Origin of the sequence: Butyrivibrio fibrisolvens (assembly GCF_037113525.1) — a bacterium.
GTDB classification, from domain to species: domain Bacteria; phylum Bacillota; class Clostridia; order Lachnospirales; family Lachnospiraceae; genus Butyrivibrio; species Butyrivibrio fibrisolvens.
The window spans coordinates 2,293,587-2,320,392 of record NZ_CP146963.1 but is presented as its reverse complement, the minus strand read 5'-3'; the positions used below and the strand labels follow the sequence as shown (position 1 = coordinate 2,320,392).

At 38.5% G+C, this 26,806-nt stretch carries 25 protein-coding genes; 3 read left to right on the top strand and 22 right to left on the bottom strand.

Going from position 1 to position 26,806, the window contains the following annotated elements; all coding sequences use genetic code 11:
* Window positions 1-154: 154 nt before the first annotated feature.
* Window positions 155-1,930 (top strand): diguanylate cyclase, encoded by a 1,776-nt coding sequence (locus tag WAA20_RS09635; RefSeq protein ID WP_073389760.1) that lies wholly within the window; start codon window positions 155-157, stop codon window positions 1,928-1,930.
* Window positions 1,931-2,056: 126 nt separating this feature from the next.
* On the opposite strand, the gene WAA20_RS09630 is transcribed toward WAA20_RS09635, so the two are convergent.
* The 10 genes from WAA20_RS09630 to eno form a co-directional block, all read right to left on the bottom strand.
* Complete coding sequence (locus WAA20_RS09630; protein ID WP_073389758.1) at window positions 2,057-3,172, bottom strand: GTP-binding protein; 1,116 nt, start codon at window positions 3,170-3,172, stop codon at window positions 2,057-2,059.
* Between the two features lie 194 nt (window positions 3,173-3,366).
* Window positions 3,367-5,973, bottom strand: a complete 2,607-nt coding sequence (locus WAA20_RS09625) for an FtsX-like permease family protein (protein WP_073389757.1) — start codon at window positions 5,971-5,973, stop codon at window positions 3,367-3,369.
* Window positions 5,973-6,665, bottom strand: a complete 693-nt coding sequence (locus WAA20_RS09620) for an ABC transporter ATP-binding protein (RefSeq protein WP_073389755.1) — start codon at window positions 6,663-6,665, stop codon at window positions 5,973-5,975. Before WAA20_RS09620 ends, WAA20_RS09625 begins: the two co-directional genes overlap by 1 nt.
* A 226-nt stretch (window positions 6,666-6,891) precedes the next feature.
* Window positions 6,892-7,887, bottom strand: a complete 996-nt coding sequence (locus WAA20_RS09615) for a HAMP domain-containing sensor histidine kinase (protein ID WP_073389754.1) — start codon at window positions 7,885-7,887, stop codon at window positions 6,892-6,894.
* A gap of 99 nt (window positions 7,888-7,986) precedes the next feature.
* Window positions 7,987-8,691, bottom strand: a complete 705-nt coding sequence (locus tag WAA20_RS09610; protein WP_073389752.1) for a response regulator transcription factor — start codon at window positions 8,689-8,691, stop codon at window positions 7,987-7,989.
* A gap of 94 nt (window positions 8,692-8,785) precedes the next feature.
* On the bottom strand, window positions 8,786-9,646 hold the full coding sequence (locus WAA20_RS09605; RefSeq protein WP_139263838.1) for a LysR family transcriptional regulator: 861 nt from the start codon (window positions 9,644-9,646) through the stop codon (window positions 8,786-8,788).
* A 212-nt stretch (window positions 9,647-9,858) separates the two neighbouring features.
* A complete protein-coding gene (locus WAA20_RS09600) occupies window positions 9,859-11,487 on the bottom strand; it encodes an IS1182 family transposase (protein ID WP_073386038.1) in 1,629 nt (542 codons plus the stop codon).
* Between the two features lie 260 nt (window positions 11,488-11,747).
* Window positions 11,748-13,739, bottom strand: coding sequence for an FAD-dependent oxidoreductase (locus WAA20_RS09595; RefSeq protein WP_073387565.1), 1,992 nt, complete (start codon window positions 13,737-13,739; stop codon window positions 11,748-11,750).
* Window positions 13,740-14,216: 477 nt separating this feature from the next.
* Window positions 14,217-14,570, bottom strand: coding sequence for a hypothetical protein (locus tag WAA20_RS09590; protein WP_073387567.1), 354 nt, complete (start codon window positions 14,568-14,570; stop codon window positions 14,217-14,219).
* Window positions 14,571-14,810: 240 nt separating this feature from the next.
* Window positions 14,811-16,109 (bottom strand): phosphopyruvate hydratase, encoded by a 1,299-nt coding sequence (gene eno, locus WAA20_RS09585; protein WP_073387570.1) that lies wholly within the window; start codon window positions 16,107-16,109, stop codon window positions 14,811-14,813.
* 232 nt (window positions 16,110-16,341) lie between these two features.
* Between eno and WAA20_RS09580 the strand changes: the two genes are divergently transcribed.
* Complete coding sequence (locus WAA20_RS09580; protein WP_073387571.1) at window positions 16,342-16,632, top strand: hypothetical protein; 291 nt, start codon at window positions 16,342-16,344, stop codon at window positions 16,630-16,632.
* A 90-nt stretch (window positions 16,633-16,722) separates the two neighbouring features.
* On the opposite strand, the gene WAA20_RS09575 is transcribed toward WAA20_RS09580, so the two are convergent.
* The 11 genes from WAA20_RS09575 to WAA20_RS09525 all read right to left on the bottom strand — a co-directional run bounded on the left by WAA20_RS09575 (window position 16,723) and on the right by WAA20_RS09525 (window position 23,711).
* A complete protein-coding gene (locus tag WAA20_RS09575) occupies window positions 16,723-17,571 on the bottom strand; it encodes a hypothetical protein (protein WP_073387574.1) in 849 nt (282 codons plus the stop codon).
* A gap of 280 nt (window positions 17,572-17,851) precedes the next feature.
* A complete protein-coding gene (locus WAA20_RS09570; protein ID WP_073387575.1) occupies window positions 17,852-18,955 on the bottom strand; it encodes an SGNH/GDSL hydrolase family protein in 1,104 nt (367 codons plus the stop codon).
* A gap of 48 nt (window positions 18,956-19,003) precedes the next feature.
* On the bottom strand, window positions 19,004-19,555 hold the full coding sequence (locus tag WAA20_RS09565) for an NUDIX domain-containing protein (RefSeq protein ID WP_073387577.1): 552 nt from the start codon (window positions 19,553-19,555) through the stop codon (window positions 19,004-19,006).
* Between the two features lie 38 nt (window positions 19,556-19,593).
* Window positions 19,594-20,001, bottom strand: a complete 408-nt coding sequence (locus WAA20_RS09560; RefSeq protein WP_081373812.1) for a GNAT family N-acetyltransferase — start codon at window positions 19,999-20,001, stop codon at window positions 19,594-19,596.
* Window positions 20,002-20,078: 77 nt separating this feature from the next.
* Window positions 20,079-20,534, bottom strand: coding sequence for a tRNA (N6-threonylcarbamoyladenosine(37)-N6)-methyltransferase TrmO (gene tsaA, locus WAA20_RS09555; protein ID WP_073387579.1), 456 nt, complete (start codon window positions 20,532-20,534; stop codon window positions 20,079-20,081).
* Between the two features lie 43 nt (window positions 20,535-20,577).
* Complete coding sequence (locus WAA20_RS09550; protein ID WP_073387581.1) at window positions 20,578-21,201, bottom strand: methyltransferase type 11; 624 nt, start codon at window positions 21,199-21,201, stop codon at window positions 20,578-20,580.
* Between the two features lie 55 nt (window positions 21,202-21,256).
* Window positions 21,257-21,805 (bottom strand): GNAT family N-acetyltransferase, encoded by a 549-nt coding sequence (locus tag WAA20_RS09545; RefSeq protein WP_073387582.1) that lies wholly within the window; start codon window positions 21,803-21,805, stop codon window positions 21,257-21,259.
* Window positions 21,806-21,915: 110 nt separating this feature from the next.
* On the bottom strand, window positions 21,916-22,140 hold the full coding sequence (locus tag WAA20_RS09540; protein ID WP_073387585.1) for a hypothetical protein: 225 nt from the start codon (window positions 22,138-22,140) through the stop codon (window positions 21,916-21,918).
* Window positions 22,141-22,175: 35 nt separating this feature from the next.
* Window positions 22,176-22,283 carry a DUF3990 domain-containing protein gene (locus WAA20_RS09535; RefSeq protein WP_139263740.1) on the bottom strand — a complete coding sequence of 36 codons (108 nt, stop codon included), beginning with the start codon at window positions 22,281-22,283 and terminating at the stop codon, window positions 22,176-22,178.
* Window positions 22,280-22,495 (bottom strand): DUF3791 domain-containing protein, encoded by a 216-nt coding sequence (locus WAA20_RS09530; protein ID WP_073387586.1) that lies wholly within the window; start codon window positions 22,493-22,495, stop codon window positions 22,280-22,282. The genes WAA20_RS09535 and WAA20_RS09530 overlap by 4 nt, the downstream gene beginning before the upstream one ends.
* A 127-nt stretch (window positions 22,496-22,622) precedes the next feature.
* Entirely contained in the window at window positions 22,623-23,711 is a 1,089-nt protein-coding gene (locus WAA20_RS09525; protein ID WP_073387587.1) for an acyltransferase family protein, read from the bottom strand.
* Window positions 23,712-24,141: 430 nt separating this feature from the next.
* On the opposite strand from WAA20_RS09525, the gene WAA20_RS09520 reads away from it, so the two are divergent.
* Window positions 24,142-26,214, top strand: a complete 2,073-nt coding sequence (locus WAA20_RS09520; protein WP_167562709.1) for an endo-1,4-beta-xylanase — start codon at window positions 24,142-24,144, stop codon at window positions 26,212-26,214.
* Between the two features lie 116 nt (window positions 26,215-26,330).
* On the opposite strand, the gene WAA20_RS09515 is transcribed toward WAA20_RS09520, so the two are convergent.
* A complete protein-coding gene (locus WAA20_RS09515; RefSeq protein WP_073387589.1) occupies window positions 26,331-26,801 on the bottom strand; it encodes a GNAT family N-acetyltransferase in 471 nt (156 codons plus the stop codon).
* Window positions 26,802-26,806: the final 5 nt, after the last annotated feature.

The window sequence follows — 26,806 nt, the reverse complement described above, 5'->3', positions numbered from 1 at the left end:
TTCAAGTACCAATAAGCCATATCTCAAATAATGTAATTAAATCACAAAAAAGCCTGTCTAAATTAATTCATATTTAGTAAAAAGTAAAGCAATTCATACCGATAAACATAATAGCGTTATTATGTCATCCCATTTTCGAAAGGATCAGGATCATATGAAGCAATATACCTACGTTTTAAACGATGATTTTTCTATTGAAGATGTCGCAAGAAATATCAGGGAAAAGCTCCATGAAAATCCGGGTGCTACTTCTGTCCTTCAGGTAATAGAGTCATCCGGAACAGAAGAAATCATAAAATATGGATATGAGAAAGCGTCCGAATGGTTCCCCGATATGATCATATATGGAATGACATCTCAAGGTTCCATTCTTAATGGAATGAATGATGTCACCATCAATTATAACGGCAAAGGCATTTGCTCATTACTCCTATTTGATAACAGCACTGTGATCGCAAACGGATACGATTGCCACGAAAAGACTACCCTTGAATGCGGACAGGATTTTGTGAAGCTTCTTGACGGACGTAAGGACGTCAAGGGCGTACTCATCATGTCATCTGATACAACTCTTTTTTCTGATGATTTTGCAAATGCTATTTTAGAAGTTTACCCCAACATCCCGATCTTTGGCGCAATGGCCGGCACTCAGGATATTACTAACGACCGTTCCATGGTTTATTTTGACCAGAAAATATATTACAGAGGTATAGTCGCAGTTGCCTTTTGCGGTGATGATCTCCATATAGAAGCCAAACACAGCCTTGGATGGAGGCCTCTTGGCAAAGAATTTACGATTACCAAAAGCTCAAAAGACGGATTGGTAAAAGAAATAGATGGAAAGCCTGCTATAGAAATATATAAGGAGTACCTTGGCGTGTCAGAGAATAAGTTTTTCTACGACAATTCAGCAGCCTTCCCTATCCTCTTTTTACAAAATGATGAGCTTGTAGGAAGAGTTGCACTTTATTGTATAAACGGTGCGGTAAAATACACCATGCCTATTCCCGAAGGCACAAGAGCCAGTTTTGCCTATGCCAGAAAGAAATATCTACTTTCTGAGTCTTTAAAAGGCGCTAATGAACTTATTGAATTCAATCCCCAGGCAATCCTTATCTATTCCTGCGTGACCAGAAGAAATTTCATGGGAGATCTGCTTGCTGACAGAGAATTTCTTTATTATAAAAATGTATGTGCTAATTGCGCCTTTACAGGCGGCTACGGAGAATTCCTTTATAGCGATATCGGCGCCGGCCTTTTGAACGGAACCCTTATAGCCATAGGATTCAGAGAAGGTGATGCTGCTCTTTCAGGTGTAACGCCCTATGTTGATAAAGACCTTGAACCAACTGACGAGACTGAAGCAATCCCTCTGATGGAAAGAATGATCAATCTTCTTGAAAAGACAACAGATGACCTTAGAGTAAACGTTCTCCAGTTATCTTATACTGCAAGCCATGATGAGCTTACAGGCATTTATAACAGAGCGACGTTCAATGAGCTTTACAATGAACTTCTGAAAAAAAAGGATTCTGACTTTACTTCAGGACTATTCCTTATTGATATTGACCATTTTAAGAAAGTAAACGACACTTATGGGCATGACATAGGCGACTTGGTTCTAAAGAAGATCGTTAAATATATAAGTGAAATTCTTCCTGAAAACTCATATCTGTGCCGTTGGGGCGGCGAAGAATTCGTCTGTATCATTGAGAATGTAAACAAGCAGGAAGCTATGGCATTTGCAGAAAATCTGAGAAGACAAATTGAATCATCAGACTTTTTGCCTGTTCCTAAAGTTACTGCAAGTATCGGTGTCACTATTGTAAATGGCACCAATAAGAGCCATAAAGATGTCTTTAAAAAAGTTGACGAAGCTTTATACGAAGCCAAAGAAACAGGCCGCAACAAAGTAGTCTACAAAATGTAAGCCACAGGATAAATCTCGTAATATAAACGTTTCATGTATCGAGGATTCCTGAGGCTGGTCGTGTCTATTCCAGTGACCATCTTACTTTCAGGCACATCCATAAACTGTACATCGCTAACTTTGGCATTAAAAATCAAAGTCCTCGTCAATGCAATCATTTAGAAGCTTTACAAAATCCGCTTTTTTATAACCTTTACCAATAATAACAATCTGATTCAATCGATCACCATACTTTTCGTCCCAGTCATCGCAGATATCGGGATATTCTTTTAATATAGCATCAAGTTCGTTCTTGGGCCAAGCTGACACCCACTCTGTCATCTTTGTGATAGAAGCGTTTCTTCCTGCCTGTTCGAAGAGCTGGATACGGTCTGGATCGTCCGAAAACCAGATATAGCCTTTGGTACGGATGATAGTCCTTGGATACTCATCAACAAGCCTTTCAAAAGCTTTCCTGTTGAATGGCTCCTTTTTCTCATACACAAAAGAAGTAATACCGTATTCATCAACGCAGGCTTTATCATCATCCGTAACGCCCTCGTTAAGCGCTCTTTGTACACTGCTTGATGCAAGAACCTCTTCATAATCAAAATCTTCGCTATTAAGAAGAATGTCCAGGTCTACCTGACCATTAACGCACGGTATCATCAAAGCTTCACGCTGAAGGCCTCGAAGCTCGTCTTTGACTTCTTTAAGCTCATCTTGTGTAAGAAGATCTGTCTTATTAAGGAGCAGTACATTACAAAATTCTATCTGATCAATAATAAGGTTGATGATATCGCCTTCCCCGGTATCCTCTTCATCAGAAAGCTCATTAAGGAACTCTTTGTACATCCTATCTACATCAACAACTGAAACAACGGTTTTGAGGAAAACTCTTGTATCAGTCTCTTCTTCATAGTTAACGAAAGCACCTGCAATAGATGATGGTTCACTGATACCTGATGCTTCAACGAATATTGCTTCAATACTGTCATCAGCTGCAAGTCTTTCGATTTCTTCCATGAACTCATCTTTTAAGGTACAGCATATGCATCCATTCTGCATTTCAACCATTTCTATCTGAGCAACCTGATTCTTGGTCTTTCCCAGTATAGATGCATCTATATTAACGCTGCCCATATCGTTAACAATAAGGGCTATCTTTCTGTCTTCCTGAGTCAGAAGATGCTGCATAAGCGTTGTCTTCCCTGAGCCAAGATAACCTGTAATAAGCACAACCGGAACTTCTCTTTTAGACATACACTACCTCCAAGCAAAAGCATTTACGCTTTCGCCATTATAATGTAGGCTCCGCCAGTTGTCAAAAGGCGCCTCATTATCGCAAAAAGGTAGGGATGGCAGTTTATAAGCCGCCATCCCCTAGACGCTTTCATCGGATACAGGATGTATTAAGCACATGTCCAGGAGTACATGGATGTACTCCTATGTGCCAATTAAATTACATCACACTTAAGTGCCTCAATGATATTGTCATCTTTGATTTTGCTTGCACTTAAAAGCATACTAAATCCAACGATGCCAAATACCGCTAAAACAATTATAAAGTACATAGGATAATTAAGCTCAAATGCATAAACCTTATTCTCAATCGCATTAAACATCGCATAGCTAAGAAGGATCGATGCAGGTATACCAATAATAAGAGCTCTGATACCGTACAGAATAGTCTCAAGAAGGAGCATTTTCTTGATCCCTTTTTGTTCCATTCCTACTGACTTATACATCGCAAATTCCTGCCTTCTCATGTGTATTGCTGTTGAGATTGTATTTACGATATTGGCAACGGCGATGAGGGTCAGAAGGATCGTAAAGCCGTACATTGCTGTATTAAGCATAAGTGATACTGTAGACATAGCCGCTTTTGATGTGGACAGATTTTGAACAACGCAGTTTTTATAGCCGCTGTAAGTTGTAAGATCACTGATCTTTTCATATAGCGCGTCTGCATCGTCTGTTGTCTGGAATACTCCGAAAGTTACGCTCAGCTTATATCTGTCGATATTTTCAGCAGCCTTTTCAAAGTACATTGAAGCAGGTACATAAATATTTACAGTATTCTTTGGAACAAGTTTAAAGAGGTAGTTATCTGCATCATAAGGTACGATACCTGCTACTTCTACTGCAGGAGGGTTATTTGCAGGATCATCATAAAAGAGCTTTTGACCTATTATCTTATCATTAAAAACAGACTTTCCGTTCTTTTCAAGATGGTAGCTGTCAAGGATAACGCCTTTTAACTGCCCGTCATAGTATTCCTCTATACTAATTCCATTGTCGTTTAAAAGCTCGTTAAAATCACCATCATCAACGCATACTACGTTGACTGAACCAATATCATCAAACAAGGCCTTATAATCCTCTGTAAGACATCTGCTATCCAAAAAACTCCTATTTGCTGGTTCATGATCAGTAGCCTTTTGCTTTTCTTTAAACATAAAAGTTATATAGTCTGCAGATACGATCCTGTCTACTTCAGGAAGGGCTTCGAGCTCTTCTTTGAGCTTATCTGTTTCACCAGGAGCGCAGGTTACATATATATCAAAAGGAAGGTTTAAATCGTATTGATTGACCTTATTAAATGTCTTATCGAAATAGTTGATAGTAAGGAACAATATTATTGACATAGCAAGGGAAAAGACAATAATAGTTCCTTTTAAACCATTTCGTTTGATATTCTTATATGCAAGCTCTCCTTCATAGCCAAAGATCTTCTTGATAAGCGGATTTGTTCTAAGTCTTCTTGCTCTGATCTTTACAGTATTGGTCTGACGAAGGGCATCAAGTGGCATTATCTTTGATGCTTTATGCGCCGGAACAAGTGATGAAACAAATATTGTTATCGCTGACAAAACGACAATGATCACAATAACCAAAGGACTTATAATAACAGGAACTGTTCCTCTCATGCCCTCTGCGCCAACGATAATATCAGATTCAAGGAGTTTTTTTCCAAGTACTGCAAGAGTAACTCCGGCACCGCCTATACCTACCAGAATACCGAGAGGAATTCCTATAAAGCCAAGTACCAATCCTTCAAAATAGATTGAAGCTCTCTTCTGAGCCCTTGTTGCGCCAACACTTGCAAGCATTCCAAGATATCTTATTTTCTCTGTGAGGGACATTCCAAAAGCGTTATAGATAAGGACTACAGATGTAGCCATAACTATAAGAAGAGCAATTCCCATAAGACGGAATAACTGCATATAAGAGTCACCCATTCCCTGAACTGCCAAGACGCTGATGAGGTATTCATAGTTAAGGCTTCCAATATGAACGTTATATTCTTTTGCAATTTCTTTGATCTGAACCGTAGAAGTATAATCAGCCTTTTTTAACGTAATGCGGCACGTCAGGTAAGATTCGCCTTCTTCATTACAGGAAATAGGAGCTCCGTTTTCAATGATCCTAAGGATATCAAAATCCTTAGTAGGTCTGTTACCATGAAGAATCGCAGTCACTGTGCATGTTTCAGTAGATATAGCCTCGAACTCTTCCTCAGATCTGTAGCTTCCGCCATAGTAAACTATTGTTCCGTCTGCCTGATACTCATATCTGTTACCAAGTTCAAAGGTAAGTGTATCGCCGACTTTAATATCAAGTCCATTATCCTTAAGGAACTGCTCTTCAACCGCGATCTCATCAGCTTTCTGAGGAAGCGTTCCTTCATAATCGCAGTTAACAAGCTGTCTGTATATATCGTAGTCGCCAGTAAATGCGTTACCAACTCTATAGCGCATCTCCTTTTCAGTGAACATCCTGACGCCTGATATCGTAGGATCTTGATAATTTACGCCCGCAATCTCAATCCTGTCATCAGTTTTAAGCGCCTCTACATCTTCCCATGACAATTTGTCATAAAATGCATGTACATTACCATCTGTAGCCTTATTTATTTCTCCAATGAATCTGAAAAAAGAAAATACGCCAACAAGTATAGCTGTTATAAGTGCCGTAGAAGCCACTATTCCAAGAATCGTAACGATCGTACGCTTCTTATTTTCAAGAAGGTGTCTTATGGTAAGTTTAGTTATTATATTCATTACGCGCTAAGCTCCTTTCTGCCGGAGTCCTTAGTGATCCTGCCATCTTCAATTGTGATGACTCTGTCTGCTGAAAGAGCTATTCGTTCGTCATGAGTGATGATGATGACTGTCTGCTTGTTTTCTTTATTAAACTTTCTAAGAAGTGAAAGGATCTCTTTGCTGTTTTCAGAATCAAGGTTACCTGTAGGCTCGTCTGCAAGAAGAAGTGATGGATGATTCATAAGAGCTCTGCCAATTGATACCCTTTGCTGCTGACCGCCTGAAAGCTGGTTTGGAAGATGTGTAACCCTTTCTTTAAGTCCAAGCTTATTAACAAGATCTCTTAAAAGTGCTTTATCAGGCTTTTTGCCATCAAGCAGGATTGGAAGTGTCATATTCTCTTCTACATTCAGGATCGGAATCAGATTGTAGAACTGATAGATGAGACCGATGTGTCTGCGTCTGAAGATTGCAAGCTTTGTTTCATCAAGCTTACTGATATCAGTTCCTGATATATTGACTTCCCCTGAAGTTGGAGTATCAACACCGCCCAGGATATGAAGGAGCGTTGATTTGCCAGAGCCTGAAGGACCGATGATCGCAATAAATTCGCCCTGCTCTATATCAAAAGAAATATTCTTAAGGGCATCAACTCTTGTATCGCCGCTTCCATATACTTTACAAAGGTTTTTGATTTCAAGTATTTTCATTTTCTATATGTCTCCCTTCTCAAATCAAATGAGTATTTTTTGTTCTGAGAATAGGTTATAATACTCATCTTACAATCAAGTGACTCTTTTATTACAGTTTTGTCACAATACAAATGATATTATAATACCATTCGTCATCTCACGAAATCCGCAGCAACTTTATATGCAGCTCTCTTCCGAAGACGAATCATGTAAAATGCCCAGCGACGAAGCGTTGGGCATTTTTTTAAATAATTGTTTTATAGAATTTAATAAAAAAGCTCGTTCCTACCCCTTCTATACTTTCTACTAATATCTCTCCATGCTGACCGGTGATAATAGCATTAGAAAGCGCTAGTCCAATACCAACGCTGTCTTTGCCGGCATTTTTTCCCTTATAAAATCGCTCAAATATATGGGGAATATCCTCTTTGGCAATTCCGCAACCGGTATCACTGATCGTTATCTGAGTAAAGATAGCTGTATCTAAAGTATCTACTTTAAGCTCTCCGCCTTCATCCATATGCTCGATGCAGTTCTTTACAATATTTTGTAAAGCTTCTACAGTCCAGTTTTTATCACAGTTTAGTTTAATATCAGATATATCATTTGTATAAGTAATGTTTCGAAGCTCAAACTGAATCTCAAAAGGCTTTATCACTTCCTCCAAAAGATCTTTACACGTAACTTCTTCGCGCTTTAGCTCGGTCGTTCCTGCATCAAGCTTTGAAAGCTTAAGAAGCGTCTGAATAAGCCAGTTCATCCTCGAAAGCTGAGCCGACTGAGTCCTTAGAAATTCAAGCCGCTTATCAGGATCATCTTCATTAGTCAAAAGATCATTCATCACCATCATAGATGTTAGCGGTGTCTTAAGCTGATGACTTATATCAGCAATAGCCGATGCCAGCTGCTTTTTATCATCAGAAAGAAGCTCGTTCTGATACTTTAAGGTTGATGCTGCCTTATAGATATTGTTGGCAAGAATCGACAGCTCGCCTTCCTCCTGCTCCAGAATATCAGGCGTATTGTTCCCTGCAAGTACCTTTACAAGATAATCATTTATACCTTCAATCTTTTTATATCTTTTATTAGTATAGAAATAAAAAGCAGCAAGAATAACGATACCTGTAATAAGGCACAGTATTCCTGCCATTTTCCCACTAAGTACAAATCCGCCTAACGCCAATAAAATGGTAACTGCGGCTCCTATAAGTATCATGTTTCTAAATTCTTTATTGTTCATGACTCCTCGCCACAAGTCTTTTTCTTAATAAAAAAGTGATAATATCTCTGGAATCTTTCATATCAAAAATATACATTCTAAAATTCCAGATAATCGCATTTAGTTAACTATATACCCCAATCCTCTAACTGTCTTGATAATCTGCGGATCAGACGGATCTTTTTCAATCTTGTCTCGAAGCCTTTTGATATAAACAGTCAGCGTATTGTCATTTACAAAATCCCCGCTAACATCCCACATATCCTGAAGCAGCTGATTCCTGGAAAGTACAACGCCCCTGTTATTACAGAAAGTCAGAAGGAGCCTGTATTCAAGTGCTGTAAGCTCAATAGCCGTCTCTTTCCCATCATCGCCCGTAACCGTAACTTTAGCTTCATTTGTATAGATATTAACGTTTGAAAGTTTCTCTATAGCAGCATCTGACGTAGCTTCTCCAGCGCCTCTTTTGCCAGAGCGTCTTAATACCGTCTTAATCCTTGCCATAAGTTCATTGATCCTGAAGGGCTTACAGATATAATCATCAGCCCCCATCTCAAGCCCCATGACAACATTAACCTCAGCATCACTAGCCGTTAAGAATATAACCGGTACATCTTCCTTGGCTTTTATGAACTTGCAAACATCATATCCATTACCATCCGGAAGATTAATATCCAGAATACATATATCGTAATACCCGCTCTTAAACTGAGCTTCAGCATCTTTCACATTCTCACAATGTGTTACTTCATACCCTTCTTTTTCAAGCGAATACTTAAGTCCCATGCTTATAGCACTATCATCTTCAAGCAAAAAAACACGCATGACCAACTACTCCTTCAAAATTAACACTTATACCTTCACAGATATAAAAAACACTTTAACAATAACTTTTTATCTGCAAAGGTATTTTTCTCTCTCACGCCTCGCTAATAGCCTGTATAAGCTTCTGCGCAAGTTCAATGTCAGGCGACTCTTCACGATAGATGCCGTATATATCCCATGAATATGCATCCTTGATCTTTATCGCCCTTACACTTGCATCTTCCTTAAGAAAACGCGGCGAGATTCCAATACCAACCTTATTCTTTACAAGAGTATAGATTGATTCACCTTCACCAACCTTAGCAATTATCGAAGGATTAAAGTCTTCAATGTGGCATGCATTCACAAAATCATGATAAATATGGTAATTCTCATTCATGGATATTATCTGCTCATCACGCAGATCAGAAAGACTTACTTCCTCTGCGTCCCATAATCTATGCCCCTTATAAACATAAAGGACTACTTCAAGCGAGCACAAACGTACCGCCTTAAGCCCCTTATCCTTTGGGATTCCTACAACGATACCAAAGTCTATATCTCCATTTGCGACCTGGTGGCGGACTTCTGCATTAACTCTCTCACGCCAGCTTCCGGATATCTCCGGATAAGCTTCCATGAATTTTCTTAAATTTGCGATATTAACAACTCGAATAGTTCCAAGAGAAAAGCCTATCTTAAAGCGCTTATCCTTGCTTCCCTGAACCTGGATCTGGCTAAACATTTCGTTCAGATTCTTAGTTACTTCTTTTGACTTTTCATAAAAGATCTTGCCGCTTTCAGTCGGGATAAGGCCCTCTTTAGTGCGCACAAACAAAGCTGTCCCGCATTCTTCTTCAAGGGCTTTTATGATCTTACTTAGTCCCTGAGGAGAAAGAAAAAGCTTGTTGGCAGCAGATGTTATATTTTTTTCTTCATATACGATTTGAAAACATTTAAAGTTTTTTGTATTCATAACTATGATGATAAAACAATAATCATAGTAAAGCAAACGAAGAAGGGGCTGTCGCACTAGATGATTTGATCATCTGGGCGAGGCCCCTTTTTCATGCCTTAAAAACGGCTTTTTTACTATATATTTTTTATATACTCTATCTTTGGGTGTACTTTAATAAGCCGATTGAATTATCGACGCTGATACAAATTTTTTATTTTAAAATTCAAAATTTATGACACTTTTTTCAGTTCAAATAGATGTGTTCCGGTTCGCTCGGACATAATCTTATGGTGGAGTTTGTTGATGTCAAAAGCTATTGCCAAAAGTGTACTCTGTGCCAGAACATTCTCACTTCCTTTATAAAGGTATCGTCTGAAATTCATATCTTCTTTCACGTTTGCAAACGAACCTTCTGCTTGTATGCTACGGTTCATTCGTAGCTGTGTTCCATAATCACTAGTTATTCGTTCAAGACATTCTGCACGTTTTTCTTCCATTTTTCTTGATACAGAAAGAACCTTTTTCCTATCTTCAAATGGAGTTTTACAATTATTGCCTTTTATGCAGTCTTTCTTGAATGGGCATTCATGGCAACTTTCACACTCATATATTGTTACTTCACGTTGGTAATCGGTCGCTGTCTTTTGTTTTCTTTTGGATACAGCTAATAGCTTTTTTCCATTCTTGCAAGTATAACTGTCAGTTTCAGAATCATAGTCCATGTTTTCTCGTTTACTGATATCTTTTTTGAACTTTCTTGTTTTTGACAGTTCATAATTCTGTGGTTTTATATATCCGGTCTGATCGTTGTTTTCAATGAAAACATAATTCTCTTCACTTTCATAACCGGCATCAGCAACTATATTTTTATATTTGAAGGGAAGATGTTCTTCCATATCTTTTAGGAAAGGTATCAGAGTAAGAGTATCTGTTGGATTCGGGTAAATGCCGAGCCAGGTTACATATTCTGCATCAACACCATGCTGCAGGTTGTATGCAGGCTTAAGCTGACCATTAAGCATAGCGTCTTCTTTCATTCTCATGAAAGTGGCATCGTTATCCGTTTTAGAATAGCTATTTCGTCTGCCACATTTATAAAGCTTGTTTGTGTATTCTTTAAGCTTTTCTGTATATTCTTCAAGTTTTTCGATTGAGCGTTGAAGCATTGTTTTCCTTTTACCAATGCCATGTACAAACTCGATAGCCTCATCTTTTTTGATCTTGTAAAGCTTCTTTCTTAATCGTTTCAAAGTGCGAAGTGATATCTGGTCTTTATATACAACCTTAAAATCATAGAGTTCTTCGCATTCCGCACAGAACATACAGATTTTCTCTGCAAGTTTAGCCATGTTCTTGGTCACGGCTTTTTTCCATACAAAAGTATATTTGTTGGCAACAGATTCAATCTTTGTTCCATCGATAAATATATTCTCACCTGATATCTCTCCAAGATCCAGAAGTATAGTTCCAACCTGCGACATTACAGACTTTGAACATTGTGAGAGATGTAGGGAAATAAATCTTGCTAATGTAGAATGATCGGGTGCGGGTGCCCCTTCAAGAAGATACATGAAATTGATATCTCTTTTGCAGGATGATTCAATATCACGACTGGAATAGATTCTGTTCATTGCTGCATAGATAACAATCTTAAGCATCTGACGCGGTGAGGCCTGACTCTTTCTGATTCTGTCATAAGTCTCATAAAGATCAGAAAGATTCATCTCCTCCACAAATGCACTAACCAGGCGTACCGGATCATCAGATGGAATAGATATTTCTATGTCTAGCGGAAGTTTGATTTGATGATACAAGGAAGATACTGTATAATCTCCTTGTAAGATTTGGTTTAGTCGCATAAACATATTTTACAGCAAAAACCAGGCTTTTCGAAGCTTGGTTTTTGTGTTTTGGGCATAAAAAGGGAGCTGAGCACTAATTACTTAGTGCGACAGCCCCTTCTTTTATAAAAATTATCTAGTAGGGGTTTATAAAACTTCTAAAACATCTGAAAATATGAATTCTACTATTAGTCAAAATAAATATATGTATTTATGTAATATGTATTCAAGAAATATATATCAGTTTTTTACAATATAAATTCAAGAAATCATATTTATCAAATGTTATTAGCAACTTCAAATGCATCCCAGATCGCATACATGATGTTTGAAACCTGTCTTGCATCTCCAAGTAAGTAGATCTCGTCTACGTCATCTTTGTACTGGTTGTAGAGAGAATTCTCACTTGCATATCCAACGCAAAGAACTACGCTGTCAGCCTTGATTTCTTTAATAGCACCTTCTGTTTCAGCCTTAAGCACGCCGCCTTCAAAGCCTGTAACTTTAGCGCTAGTAACAACATCGATTCCGTTGAATGGTATAAGTCTTTCAAGCATTTCCTTGTTAGCTGAGCAAAGAGGTCCGTTAACAGCCATAAGCTTATCAAGAGCTTCAACGATTGTAACCTTCTTGCCATTCTGAGCAAGATCAAGAGCAAGCTCGCATCCAACAAGACCGCCGCCAACTACTACAACTTCCTGTCCTGGATCTTTCTTCTTAAGAAGTACCTGCTCAGCTGAGAACACCTTCTCATCATCGCCAAGTGAGAACATCTTAGGTCTTGAACCTGTAGCAAGGATTACAGAATCATATGAAGGATCAAGAATCTCTTTGTCTGTAGCCTTTGTATTAAGGTGAACTGTTACACCGAGTCTTTCAAGTTCGTCTGTATACCACTGCGCAAGAGCGATATCATCTTCCTTGAACTTAGGAGCACCACCTGGGATCAGGTTACCGCCAAGCCTGTCTGATGCTTCATATACAACAGGCTCGTGTCCTCTTTCTGCAAGAACTCTTGCTGCTTCACATCCAGCAACACCGCCGCCTACAACAAGAACTTTCTTTTTCTTAACAATAGGATTGTATGCGTTAAGCTTCTCCTTACCACACTGAGGGTTAACAGCACAGTTGATAAGTGAATATGTCTGGATACGTCCCATGCAGCCTTCCTGGCAGCTGATACATGGACGAACCTGCTTGTTAAGGCCTCTTCTTATCTTGTTAACGATATCAGGATCAGCAAGTGTAGGACGACCAAGTGAGATCATATCGCAGATGCCGCTCTCAAGGCACTCAGATGCTGTATCAGGGTTATCAACACGGCCTGCCATGATAACAGGGATATTTACGTTGTCCTTTGTAATCTTTGCAAATTCCTTGTATGGAGCCTTCTCCATGTACATCGGTGGGTGATTCCACCACCATGCATCGTAAGTACCAGCATCAACGTCAAGAGCGTTATAACCGAATTTCTCAAGGAGCTTAGCTGCCTCGATACCTTCTTCGATATCACGGCCCTTTTCTTCGAACTCTTCTCCAGGAAGGGCGCCTTCTCTGAAGTCTTTGACCATGCTCTTAAGAGAGAATCTCATTGCAACAGGGAAATCCCATCCGCAAGTCTTAGCGATCTCTTCACGGATTTCCTTAGCAAAACGAAGTCTGTTTTCAAGTGATCCGCCATATTCGTCTGTACGCTGGTTAAAGAATGAAATAGCGAACTGATCGATAAGGTAACCTTCGTGAACAGCGTGGATCTCAATACCATCGAAACCAGCTCTTTTTGCATTATAAGCACCCTTACCAAAGCTCTCTACGATGCCGCGGATCTCTTCTTTAGTAAGAGGACGACATGTCTTATCAAGCCATCTGTGTGGGATTGGTGATGCAGAAACAGGCGGGAACTCACCAAGGTTTGTAGGGATTGTTACACGTCCGAATCCGCCACTCATCTGAAGGAAGATCTTAGCACCATAAGCATGTACACGCTCTGTCATCTCACGGCTGGTTCTAACAAACTGAACCGGATTATATGTACTGTTAGGAGTATTTGGGAAAGAAGGCTTCTCAACCTCTGTATCAGAAAATGTTACACCGGTAATGATAAGACCGATACCACCCTTAGCTCGTCTTGTGTAGTATTCGATACCTCTTTCATTCCAGCCACCTTCGCAATCGCCAAGTCCGAGCGGACCCATGGGAGCCATTGCATAACGGTTTTTGATCTCAAGATTGCCGATCTTGAGGGGCTCAAAAAGATTTGGATATTTCATAGTTTTCTCCTGCCTTTATTATTTTTTTGTATCTCTAAATCAGAGCATCTCACCTGATGCAGTTTCTGATCCAGTAAATATCACGATATCTATATTTTAACTTTTAAGGCAGAAATGAAGCCATCAACGAATCGTTTATACTTTTAAACAATTCGTTGATGGCTGTTTTTATTGACTATATCTTTTTAGGTTTATCTTGTATTTTGAATTTATATTATGAGGTAGGTGTCAAAAGTTCCTTTTGACACCTTATGACTAACGGATTGTTCCGTTTCTTCGAAACTCTCACAATCCTAAAACATTCGCAAATCCGCACTACGTGCTACTTTGCTCATGTTTTGCGGGTCATAAATTCATATTCGATTTCGAGCAAGCTCGAATCGAAATGACTTTTGACCCTTACGTCATATTATTGATATATCGTTATACCGTATATCATAATGTGTTCTTATATCATTGATATAACGTTATTTGGCTTTAATACAATGCTTTTCTCTTGTGGAAAGCGCTTTTTATTATCAATCCTGTTCCAACAATAACAGGAACCAAAACAAGAAGAACATCTACCAGTGATGAATAAGCAAAATAGAACTGAAGTCCAAGAAGAAGTGAAAGCACCAGCAATGCTACGCTTCCTATAAGGCACCCAATTGTTATTTTGTTAGTGTTAACAACTACTGCGATCGCAGATATAATAAGAAGAATTAAAATGATCGCTGATGTATTGAATCCTGCAATGCAATAAAATCCGAAATGTGATACTCTTACCATTTTGAAAAGCATGAATAAACCGATGATAACAAGAATCCATCCAATAGTTTTCTTTGACATAAGTTTTTCCTCCAACCAAAAATCTTTTTTCCTTAGCCTTCCCTAGTATACGTCATTAAGATGCCTGTGTCATCATAATATTATAGCGATATCAACTCTTTTAACTTGGTAAAAAGAGCGAATAAAACCTCCTAAGCAGATATTGCCTGCCCAGGAGGTTATGTACCAATTATTATTTAGATAAAAAACATATTTAATTTCAATATAATCTCTATCAAAATGATCTTTTGCTGCATATCATTACTTCTTAACGTTGAATGCCTTCATTCCGGGATATCTTGCAGCACTTCCGAGTTCTTCCTCGATACGAAGAAGCTGATTGTACTTGGCAACACGCTCTGAACGTGAAGGAGCACCTGTCTTGATCTGTCTTGTGTTAAGAGCAACAGCAAGGTCAGCTATTGTTGTATCAGCTGTCTCGCCTGATCTGTGTGAAGAAATAGCTGTATATCCGTTCTTATTGGCAAGCTTGATAGCTTCAAGAGTTTCAGATACGCTACCGATCTGGTTGAGCTTTATAAGGATTGAGTTAGCAGCGCCGTTTTCAATACCCTTTGCAAGACGCTCTGTATTAGTAACAAAAAGATCATCACCAACAAGCTGTACCTTATGACCGATCTTCTCAGTCATTCTCTTCCAGCCTTCCCAGTCTTCTTCATCAAGACCATCTTCAATTGAGATGATAGGATACTTGTCTACAAGAGACTCCCAGTGAGCGATAAGCTCATCTGATGTGAACTCTCTGCCTGACTTAGGCTGCTTGTAGAAGCCTTTGCCTTTTTCGCTCTTCCATTCTGATGAAGCTGCGTCCATAGCGATCATGAAGTCCTTACCAGGTTCATATCCTGCAGCCTTAACAGCAGCAAGAATTGTCTCGATAGTCTCTTCATCACTTGTAAGGTTAGGAGCAAATCCGCCCTCATCACCAACAGATGTTGCAAGGCCTTTATCCTTAAGGATCTTAGCAAGTGCATGGAATACTTCTGCACACCATCTGAGAGCTTCTTTGAAAGAAGGTGCTCCAACAGGCATGATCATGAATTCCTGTGTATCAACAGTGTTTGTAGCATGAGCACCGCCGTTTAAGATGTTCATCATAGGAACAGGAAGGTCTGTAGCCTGAATTCCGCCAAGGAATCTGTAAAGAGGAATATCAAGAGATACAGATGCTGCTCTTGCAGCTGCGATAGATACAGCAAGGATAGCGTTAGCACCAAGCTTTGACTTATCCTTAGTTCCATCAGCAGCAATCATTGCTGCGTCAATCGCATATATATCAGATGCATCCATTCCAACGATCGCATCTGCGATAGGTCCATTAATATTAGCAACAGCCTTGGATACACCCTTACCAAGATATCTGGACTTGTCTCCATCTCTAAGCTCAAGAGCTTCAAACTCACCTGTTGATGCGCCTGAAGGTGCTGTTCCCCTTGCTACAGTTCCGTCTACAAGTGTAATCTCTGCTTCTACTGTAGGATTTCCACGAGAATCAAGGATCTCTCTTCCAATGACTTTTTCGATTTCAAGATAATTCATACTTCCACCTTTCTGAATGCCGGTATATACCGGACTATACTGAGTAATTTGTCCTTAACGCTTCTTTGGCGTAAGTGTTTATGAATTGTTTAGAGTTAGCTTCTGCTAACCATATAATATTAGCATTTGCTAACAATTATTTCAATATATTATTTAAATTTCTTTAGGATATTTTTAGTTCCGTATTATATCGTATCCTCGTAATATTTGATCACACAAGAAAGGAAATACAATGTCAGCCCTAAATATTCAAGGCACAAGCAGCTACCAGATGCAGCTTCAATCATACAGCAGTAAGATAAACGAGTTACGTAAAAAAGATGATAGCTCTTCAATTTCACTGGCATCATCACTGAAACAGCAATATACTTCAGTACAGAGCAATCTTGCGTCAGTAGTCTCTTCAAATAACGCTTATGTAATAAAACGAATAAAAGAAAAAGAAGCACTGGATCGTTATATCTACAACAAGGAAGCGCAAAAAGAACAGATTAACAGTTCATCATTTGAAGCCTCTGTATAAAAAATTAGTGGATAAAAAAAGACGTATGAAACAAAAGTCCCATACGCCTTAAAGTTTTATGAATAGTAAATAGATTTATTCTTTAAAACATTAATCAAGCAGAGCTAGTTCACAGATGCCTCCGCTGTATACATCCAATCCTGCAATAGAAGCACCGGTTCCATGAGGAGCTAAGATATACCATTTTTCATCATATTGGATCGCATCAACAAACATAACATAGTCTTCACCGTCAATCTCAAGTTCAACACCAAGCCATTCAATTTTGCCACCATAAACTTTTTTCAAAGTCTTATGTATCTTATCAGAATTATCGTTTGAACTTGCTTGAAGAAAATAGTAACAATCCTCTACATCGCCAACTTTGATACTGTCAATATCACTAGCACCTTTTAACATATCAACAACCTCATCTGCATCATACTCTTTACCATCACCAACTTGTAAAGCTAATCCTGAAAAAATCGGAGAATCAATTGGCTGTGAGACCCTAAGATATGCTCTTATAATAAAGTTGGTCAATTGACCTTTACGCTCTTCAATATTTATTTGACGAGTTGCTTCATCGTCACCGGTCATTATAGGACCGCCAAATATTGTTGGCATATATGCGCCATATCTTTCTATCTGTGCTTCATAATCCAAATTATCAACATAGCTTTCTATCGCACAGCAGGATAACATCTCATTAATATCTTTGTTAGCAAACGCCTCAGCATAAGCCTTTGCTGCCTCTTCCGGAGTATTATATCCCTTTCCTTCATAAGTAGCACCTGATGATTTATTATGAAACATCATATACGCAGCGGTTCCTAACCCTGAAACTGCCATAAGGACCAAAATAAGCAATACTAATAAAATATTTTTTACAACTTTGCTACCCGATTTTTCTTTATTGTCGGAATCCGGAATTGTAGCACCACACTTTGGACAAAACATCTACTTAACTCTTCTTTCTTATGTTTTTTATTTCAGTATCATTTTTAATAATATGACGTAAGGGTCAAAAGTCATTTCGATTCGAGCTTGCTCGAAATCGAATATGAATTTTTGACCCACAAAACATGAGCAAAGTAGCACGTAGTGCGGATTTGCGAATGTTTTAGGATTGTGAGAGTTTCGAAGAAACGGAACAATCCGTTAGTCATAAGGTGTCAAAAGGAACTTTTGACACCTACCTCATAATATACTTTTTTCAAATAAAAAGTTATATCTTTATTTAATCATCTATACCTTTTATAAACTCTGAAAGCTCTACTGCAGCAAGTTCATGCGATACAGGTGATGGATGATAATCAGCTCCGTATCCATTCTTTTCAGGATCCTGAGGAGTGAGGTGTACAGCGTATACTTCGTTAAAGCCACTCTTTTCCTTAAAAGCATTTACAGCTTCCTGTTCCGTTTTAAAAAGTGCATCCCCCATAAGACCAAATGCTACAACGATCTTTGATGTAGGATTAAAACCGTGTACTTTTTCTAAAAATGATATATATGCTTTATAAAAAGCCTGTCTCTTTTCTTCATCCTGCTGAACGTAGCTGTCATCATTGGTTCCAAGATTTATAACGATGACATCTGGCTTTCTTTCAGAAGCAAAATCCCACTTTCTACTCTCCATCTGAAGGCCTCTGAAAGTGTTATATGAATAAGCGAATATATCATAATAAGGCTGTATCAGTTCTTCAAGCTTTGGAACATTAGGATCAGGTGTATAGCCTGATATAAGGCCATGACCGCTGTAGGAAACCATGCTGTAGTCGGCGTCAAGCTTCTGCGCAGTCTTATATGACAATGCTTTGGTTACATTTTCATTACCTGTAGCAAAAGGATGGAATTCATTAGGAACATCTACGCCGTAGCCGCAGGTAATGGAATCTCCGATGAATTCAATATATTTATCTTTTAATGGCGTAGGCTGTGCAGGGCTTTCTGCTAAGATCCTGATCTCGCCAAGACCTGCAGTAGACATTCTGGGCTCTGAAAGCTTAATGATCTTTACAATATGTTCAGCAGCCGGAATACTTTCATCAAGGCCGCATACTTCAAAGACTTCCATTGGCTTTTTTATCACAGTATCAAGCTGCATGACATCATCAACAATAACTGCCACTCTTGCCTGATCACGCCAGGGCTGCGGCATATTTTCATCTACACTGGTTGTAGAGTCGCCATAGAAAGTTACAGTAAGCTTTGTGCCTGTGTATTTAAATTCAACGCCTGATCCAGAAAGGCTGAGAATCCTTATATCATCAAGCATAAATGTCCTTCCAAGAGGCTTTACATATTCATCTGTTGGTAAAAAACAGTATTCTTTAAGTTCCATAATTATCTAAATTTAACCTCACGTTCTTCAATATTTTTCACTTTTTAGTTATTCAAATTCTTTTGCCCTTTTCCTCACCATCTCAAGCTCTTCAGGATAGATACAGTTCTTAAACGAGTTCTCCTTTACGCCTGTAATACACTCATCAAGATCCATCCAGAGAACTCCGCTTACTTCTTCCTCTTGAAGAACAAGGTCACTTTCCTCAACATCTTTCCACAGAAGGAAAACCTTTGTAAACTGCCTGTCATGGAACTCTTCTCCAAAAAAGACATCGTCCCACACAATATATCTGTCACCGCAGTATACAAGATCAGACTCCTGCGCTGTAATACCAAGTTCTTCACGAAGCTCTCTTACAGCAGATTCAAGGTATTCCTGTCCTGCAGTGATATGCCCTGCGCTTGAAATGTCATAACATCCGGGAAAAGACTTGATCTCTGCCCTTTTCTGCAAAAGAACCTGAATCTTATCAGCTCTTTTCCTCAATATCCAGACATGTGCAGTTCTATGTCTGACGCCATTTTTGTGAGCATAAGACCTTTCTACTGTTTCGCCGGTAGGATTTCCGTTTTCATCAACAATATCAAGATATTCCATTTCTGTTGTATATCCTTTTCATTAATTTTTTATTTGTATTATATCTTCTTTAAATAGAAATACTTTTTAAGTTTTGGATCTGCATCTTCACGAACAAATTCCAGTTCATATCCAAGCTTTTTATAAAACTCCGGAGCCTGAAATCCAAAGGTAGTGATCGCTATCTTCTCGTATCCCTTACCTTTGTATGCATCTTCGACAGCTGCGACGAGCTTACTTCCGACTCCATATCTTCTGAATTCTTTTCCAACGATCAAATCTCCAATACGAACCTCGTTGTAATACGCATGACCGGTGATAACTCCGGCAATCTTTCCATTTTCTTCTGCAGCAAAGCAGAATTCTTCGTACTTAAGCGCCACATCACAATCTATCGCATAATTTGAAAATTCCGTGTTTATAAAATCATCAATTCTATCATCTATTGTAACTCTTTTTATATCCATTTTTTCTCCGTTTATTTAGACAGACAGTATATTAGTATTGCCTGTTGTACTTATAGTAAGTCTTATAAATGATTTCATCAGAAATAATGCTCCATCAAGCGATCGACCCATTTCGGAACTTTGGCATCCTTTTTATCATACACAGGGTAATATGGCTTAATATCAAGGATTGGCGTTCCGTCTATTGCATCTAGACCTTTCACTGTAAGCGTACTGTTAGTGACAGATATGATCTCTACAGATGTCATTCCAATCTGATTAGGTCTGTCTTTTCCTCGTTGAGAGAATATACCAACTAGAGGCATATCATCTCTGTTCTGAGGCCTTCTTTGTAAATGCTTTTCTTTTTCATATTTAGCTTTATCAAGATGAAATAATATTATAGCATGAGAAAAATCTTCAAGTCCTGTTAAGCCTGTCTTAAATTCATCATTAAGTACTACTGTCGATGTATCATCGCCCCATGAAGTGTCTTTTCTCTGGGTAACTTCGTTTTTAACGTATCCAATTGGCTGCATCACAATGTCTGTCATAATTACCTCCGCGTCTACTATAATTCCATCTCATATTTTTTAATCATTCTTTTTGAAAATCCAATCTTACCAAAGCCTTTCCATTTGGAAGCTGCACTTTAGTCTTAAAGATATTGTTGTAGCCTGATTCAAGCATAACAGCACTTAGTGAATCCTCTTCCATCTGATGATGTACTTCATCTAGTCTGTCGAATGCATGAAGATACGGAGAATCTGACACCCACTGTTCATCATCAGTATTAATCTGTATCACGCATGAAACATATTCGGGATCAACTTTATGAATTACTTTTCGAAAGACATCATAACCAATGTACTCAATTAGGAGATTGGCTATTACAAGTTGTGCATTGGGGAGCTGATCAGATTCTTTGATCAAATCGACCTTTAAACATTTCAAAATATCAGATAGATCAATATGCCTTTTTGAAACAGTTTTAAGATATTCTTCGTTAATATCTACTCCATAAACAGTCCTATACTTATCCCTGTTTACATGTTCTAAGCCATTTCCCCCAGCGATTCCCAGTACCATAGCTGTAGTGACCGGATATGCTTCAAACTGCTCTTTCATTATTGAATTCATTGCCTGAAGCTGCTTTACGCTATCCAGACTCATATGATTTTCATAATCGTCCAAACTGATTTCTTCCCATGGATTACTCATTAGACCTACCCTCTTGTTGTTCAATATCTCGTCCTGATGTCTTGTCTTAATTAGATCATAATTTCTTCATCATCCAATCAGCATCCATATAGGTTCCATCAGCATATTTCATGTTATCAGGGAATGTCCCAAACTTTTCAAATCCAAGCTTCTCATACATACGAATAGCATCTTTGTTCTCAGCCATTACTTCAAGCTCAGCCTGCTCATAGCCCACGCTCTTTGCAACATCCAGAACAGTCTGTAGCATTGCTTTACCTATGCCACAACCGCAATATTCTTTATAAAGCGCAATCGCAACATCACATCTGTGCCTATACCTTTTGTATGGAGCTATGCTCATAAGAGAACAATTACCAATATGCTTACCATCAATAAACGCAAGGAGCATTAACTCCCGCTCAGAATCGATCTTAGCCTGTATAAATTTCTCTTCGTTTTCTTCCGTTATAGTTATCTCATCAGGTTCTCTGATCAAAAAAGGTGTCTCAGCACTTGTTGTTTTCAAGTATTTTATTAGATCTGCTGAATCTTCTGGTCGTGCATTTCTAAGTACTATAGTTCTTCCAAGTTTATCTTTAATAGTTTTTTCTTCGAATAACATTTACTACCTCCATCAAAATATTATATATACTATATCAGAAAAACAGCTGATTAACAGTGAGATTATTATCCACATAAAAAAGGAGTGGCATCAAACCACTCCAATATTTATCACTTAAACAATTCGGGCTCTGTTTCTTTTAATATATCTGCGAGCACTTTGTAATCAAGATATTGTATATCTTCATTTCCATTATGAATCTTTGTAGATAATTTACTTCCATAGTATATAGACATTGCTTTTTCAAGTGTAATTCCATTACTTTCTGCAATATACGCTATAAGCCTTTCTTCAAGACCTTCCTGATATACCTGCTCTAAAACTTTATCTTCCATTCTATACCTCTTCGTAGGATTCGAACTTCAGTAACTTATCTTACCGTAGTAACATAAAAACCTTTTCCAAAATCCAATGGTCTAAATGAATGATTTATATCTGGATTTTTTACTATTTCAATACTCCCGTGATATACGATCATAAGTTAACTCCCCTAACCTCTAAATACTCTTTTATATCATCAACAATATAAGATGTGCTCTGTGTATGCAGTACATCAAAATGCAACACAAGAAATTTATCAATGCAATCAGCTTTAGACAACAAATGATAAACTTCAGACGGAAGTTTTCCCCATTTATTCGCACAAGCGTGAATCATATATATCACAAAAGAAAATGTCTCTTTATTCATAGATAACCTCATATTTTTAAACATTACTTCTTTTATATTATTTTACCACATTAAAAAAGAACTAATTCATCCGCTCCTCTAATAATATAGCAAAAACATCCCCTTACCAGCGAGATTATTAATCTTATCAGCTCACTATTGCTCCCGCTTTTGGTATTTTCTTTAACAAAACAGCAAGTATCAGCGCCATCAAAAATACAATTATAGAATTGACTGGAACTGATATTATCGCCGGATAACTTGCCACATTAAAGGCAAAATAATGATCAAGTATATCGATCACCATAACATGCACCAGATATATTCCAAACGTATGGCTCCCAAGGAACACGAATGCTTTCGTCAGCCATGTGTTTTCATCATAAACCTTATTCTTTTCCTTTGAACTTCTAAATAAAGCAAAAATTCCTGCAGAGCCAAGCACTACAAGCGGATTGGTCTCCAGCATAAATGTATAGACATACTTTCCGGTGATAACAGAGCATCCCCATGTCAATAACACCGACAATAAAAGCGCAGGAAAAGCACTGTAAATAATGATACTGTGCCATTTTCCAAGTCCATACTCATGTATGTAATGCCCCAGTAAATACAGTCCAAGATATCCCGGCACGATGGTCATATTCAAATTATCCAAATCTCCAAGAAACGCTTTCCACAGAGCATATCCATAACTATCTCCAGCCATTTCTGCGAAAAAAGAGCTTACACCTTCTACAGTCCCAAATACAGCGCCAAAAATAATGCAGATCCAGATAACATACAATGTCACCTTCCTGTCAGCTGTAATACATTTTAATACAGGTGTTATAAGATACAGGCCTATCAGCATGAGTAGATACCATAGATGCCCTGGCAGCTGAAACAGATGAAGAATAAAGTACTGTATATTCTCCTGATTCATCAACGTATAAAAAAGTGAATATAAAATGACCCAAACGACATAGCATATAAGAATTCTCTTTATGTATTTATGAAAAATACTATGAAAGTTCATTTCCTTTCCGGGTCTTAACATAAGCGCGCCGGAAATCATGCAAAAAGCGCAAACGCTGAATCTTCCGATCAGGTTATAGAAAGTCTGAACAGACCAGTCAAAGGACCCTATTTCGATTTTTGACCAGTTAGCCCCTGATACATGAACCACTATAACAGCAAAAGCGCTTATAACTCTCAGATATTCTATATAGATGAACTCTTTTTTTCTGTCATTCATTGGATTTCATCTCTCCTTCAGAAAAGTCATAATCCTCTATATTTAAACTTCTTATATTTTACTAAATTACGTAATACCGTGGTTGTATTTTTGTTTATCTAAGTGTACATCAACATTTCTCAGATGTCTTTCATTTCATAATCATTTTATAATATGTTTTCGCAACTTTGAATCAGAAATCCGCATTTACTGCGGATTTCGTAAGAAAGTGAATCGGTAGGTAAATAGGCCCAACACCGAAGGTGTTCTCAATTGGCCTATTTACATGACTTTTGGAACAAAGTGACAAAAAGTCATACTAATTCATCAATTCTGATAAGTAAACGACAATAAATGCGTAGTGCACGATTTATTTATGTAATAAGATAAAAAGAGAATATACGTATACAATAAGTATATTTCTATTTTTTATGCCATTATGGAGGAAACAATGAATCTCAAAACCGCCTACGAACCATATTTTAAGATTGGTGCTGCGATTTCCAGATGGAATCTGCATACCAAGGCTCATATGAAGCTTCTTACAGACCAGTTCAACAGCTTCACATGTGAAAATGATATGAAGCCCATGTACTACCTTGACATGGATAAAAATAAATCAGATCCGGAAAAATATAACCTCGAACCCGCTCTGACCTTTGAAAATGCCATACCTTACCTTGAATTTGCCAAAGAAAACGGCATAGCCATGCGTGGTCACACCCTTGTATGGCATAATCAGACTCCTAAGTGGTTCTTCTGTGAGAACTATAACGAGAACTTCCCATATGCTGACAGAGAGACTATTCTTAAAAGACTTGAAAGCTATATCAAAGGCGTTCTTACTTTCGTTCAGACGCAATATCCAGGGGTTATCTATGCCTGGGACGTTGTAAATGAGATCGTTGACGAAGGCGATTTCAGAAAGTCTATCTGGACCAAAACTGTAGGCAATGACTTTTTTATTAAAGCATTTGAATACGCCAGAAAATACGTAGCTGATGGTGTAGCCCTCTTCTACAACGACTACGAAACAGCTCTTGACTGGAAAAGAGATTTCATCATAGAAAACGTCCTGACACCCCTTATAGACAAAAAGCTTGTAGACGGAATGGGCATGCAGTCTCATCTTCTTATGGATCATCCTGACCTTGAAGATTATAAAAAAGCTGTCGAAAGCTACGGCGCCCTTGGACTTCAGATTCACATAACAGAGCTTGATATGCACAACGCAGACCCATCAGATGAGTCCATGCATGAGCTTGCTTTAAGATACAAAGAGTTCTTCAAGATCTATCTTGATGCCAAGAAGTCCGGCAAAGCCAATATCACAAGCGTAACCTTCTGGAATCTTCTTGATGAGAACAGCTGGCTTTCAGGCTTTAGAAGAGAAACAAGCTACCCGCTTTTATTTAAGGGTAAGTGCGAAGTTAAAGAGGCTTACTATGCGGTTCTTAGTGTAGCACTCGGCTCCGAACAGGCAGACAAATGGACTCCAGACTATCCTGAAGACGACTATCAGCTTAAAGACATGCCGCAGAATGGCCCAGAATTCAGGATTTCTCGTGATAATATCTGGCAGGAAGGCGAGTATACTTACGAAGCATCTTACGGCTTTACGCCTAATGTCTTCGCGTACCTTCATCCTGATACCGAGAATCGTCCATGTATGCTGGTTGTCCCAGGCGGCGGATATTGCATGTGCTGCTCACATGAGGGAGAACTTCCTGCAATGGAATTCTATAACCGAGGCATGAATGTACTTGTACTTAGCTATACTACTGACATCACCATGTCCGTACCGCTCAAAAAACAGCCTCTTAATGATATCTCAAGAGCTGTAAGATTTATAAGAAAAAATGCTGATAAGTACAGCATTGACCCTGACAAGCTCTTTATCATGGGCTTTTCTGCAGGTGCTCACGTATGTGGAAGCCTTGCAGTTCATTTTGATGATGTACAGGATATTAGCGCTGAATATAACGAAGTATCCAACAGACCTACCGGAGTTATCCTGTCCTATCCAGTAATCACAACAGGCGAGTACACACACAAGGATTCCGTTAAGACCCTCCTTGGTGATGCTCCTACAAATGAAGAGCTTGAATACTTCTCTTTGGAAAAACAGGTCAAAGACAATACGCCGCCCTGCTTCATCTGGCAGACTCAGGAAGATGATCTCGTACCTGTAGAGAACAGCTACCTTTTTGCTATGGCTCTTCGTAAAAAGAAAGTACCGTTTGCCCACTACGTATTCCCAAGAGGCCACCACGGTCTTACAATAGCCAACGACACCTTCTTTAAAGGTTGGTTCGGCGGTGATTACACTATGGAGCAGACAATGAGAGCAGCTTTTAACGTCAAAGAAGGAAAAGGCGTTAACGTATCAGAAAAAAGAAAACAGGAACTCATCGACCAGTTCTTTAGCGGCAATGATTTCCAGGGAAATGGAATTGATATGAGCCTCAAAAATGACGTAGGCCTGTGGTCAGATCTGGCATGGGCATGGATTAACAGTATATAAAAATATACAGGGTACAGATCGTTAATTTGAATCTGTACCCTGTTTTTTACTTTAGAAATCTTTCAGTAAGATCGATCATCTTTTTTAAAATGGCCATCTCTAACCTTAATATTATCTCAGAAATAATATTGCAAGAAATTACCGTTATGCTTAAATCCATACGCTTCGTATAACTTGACACCCATATTAGAAGCTGTAATATAGATCGTTCCGCAGCCATAATCCCTAGCTTCTTTTACCACACGGTCCAGAAGCTGCGTTGCAATCCCCATCCTTCTATAATCAGGATCCGTATACATACTTGATAAGATTCCAAGTCTCCCTGTAGGACAAGTGAAGTACGGAGGCTTTTCTGCAAAAGACATTCCGCTTGTGCCAACTATCTTATCGCCGTCAAATGCAAGCCACGACACATATGTACCAGCAGCCATATTCTTGGTATAAAAATCCATCAGCGACTTCTTAAGATCCACATTTTCAGGAACAGTCTTACCTTCCGAAGTATACTCTTCTGTCAGCTGATTAATTCTCATTTCAATGATCTGGTCAAGTTCATTTTCAGTCAGCTTTTTATATACAATATCCATTATAT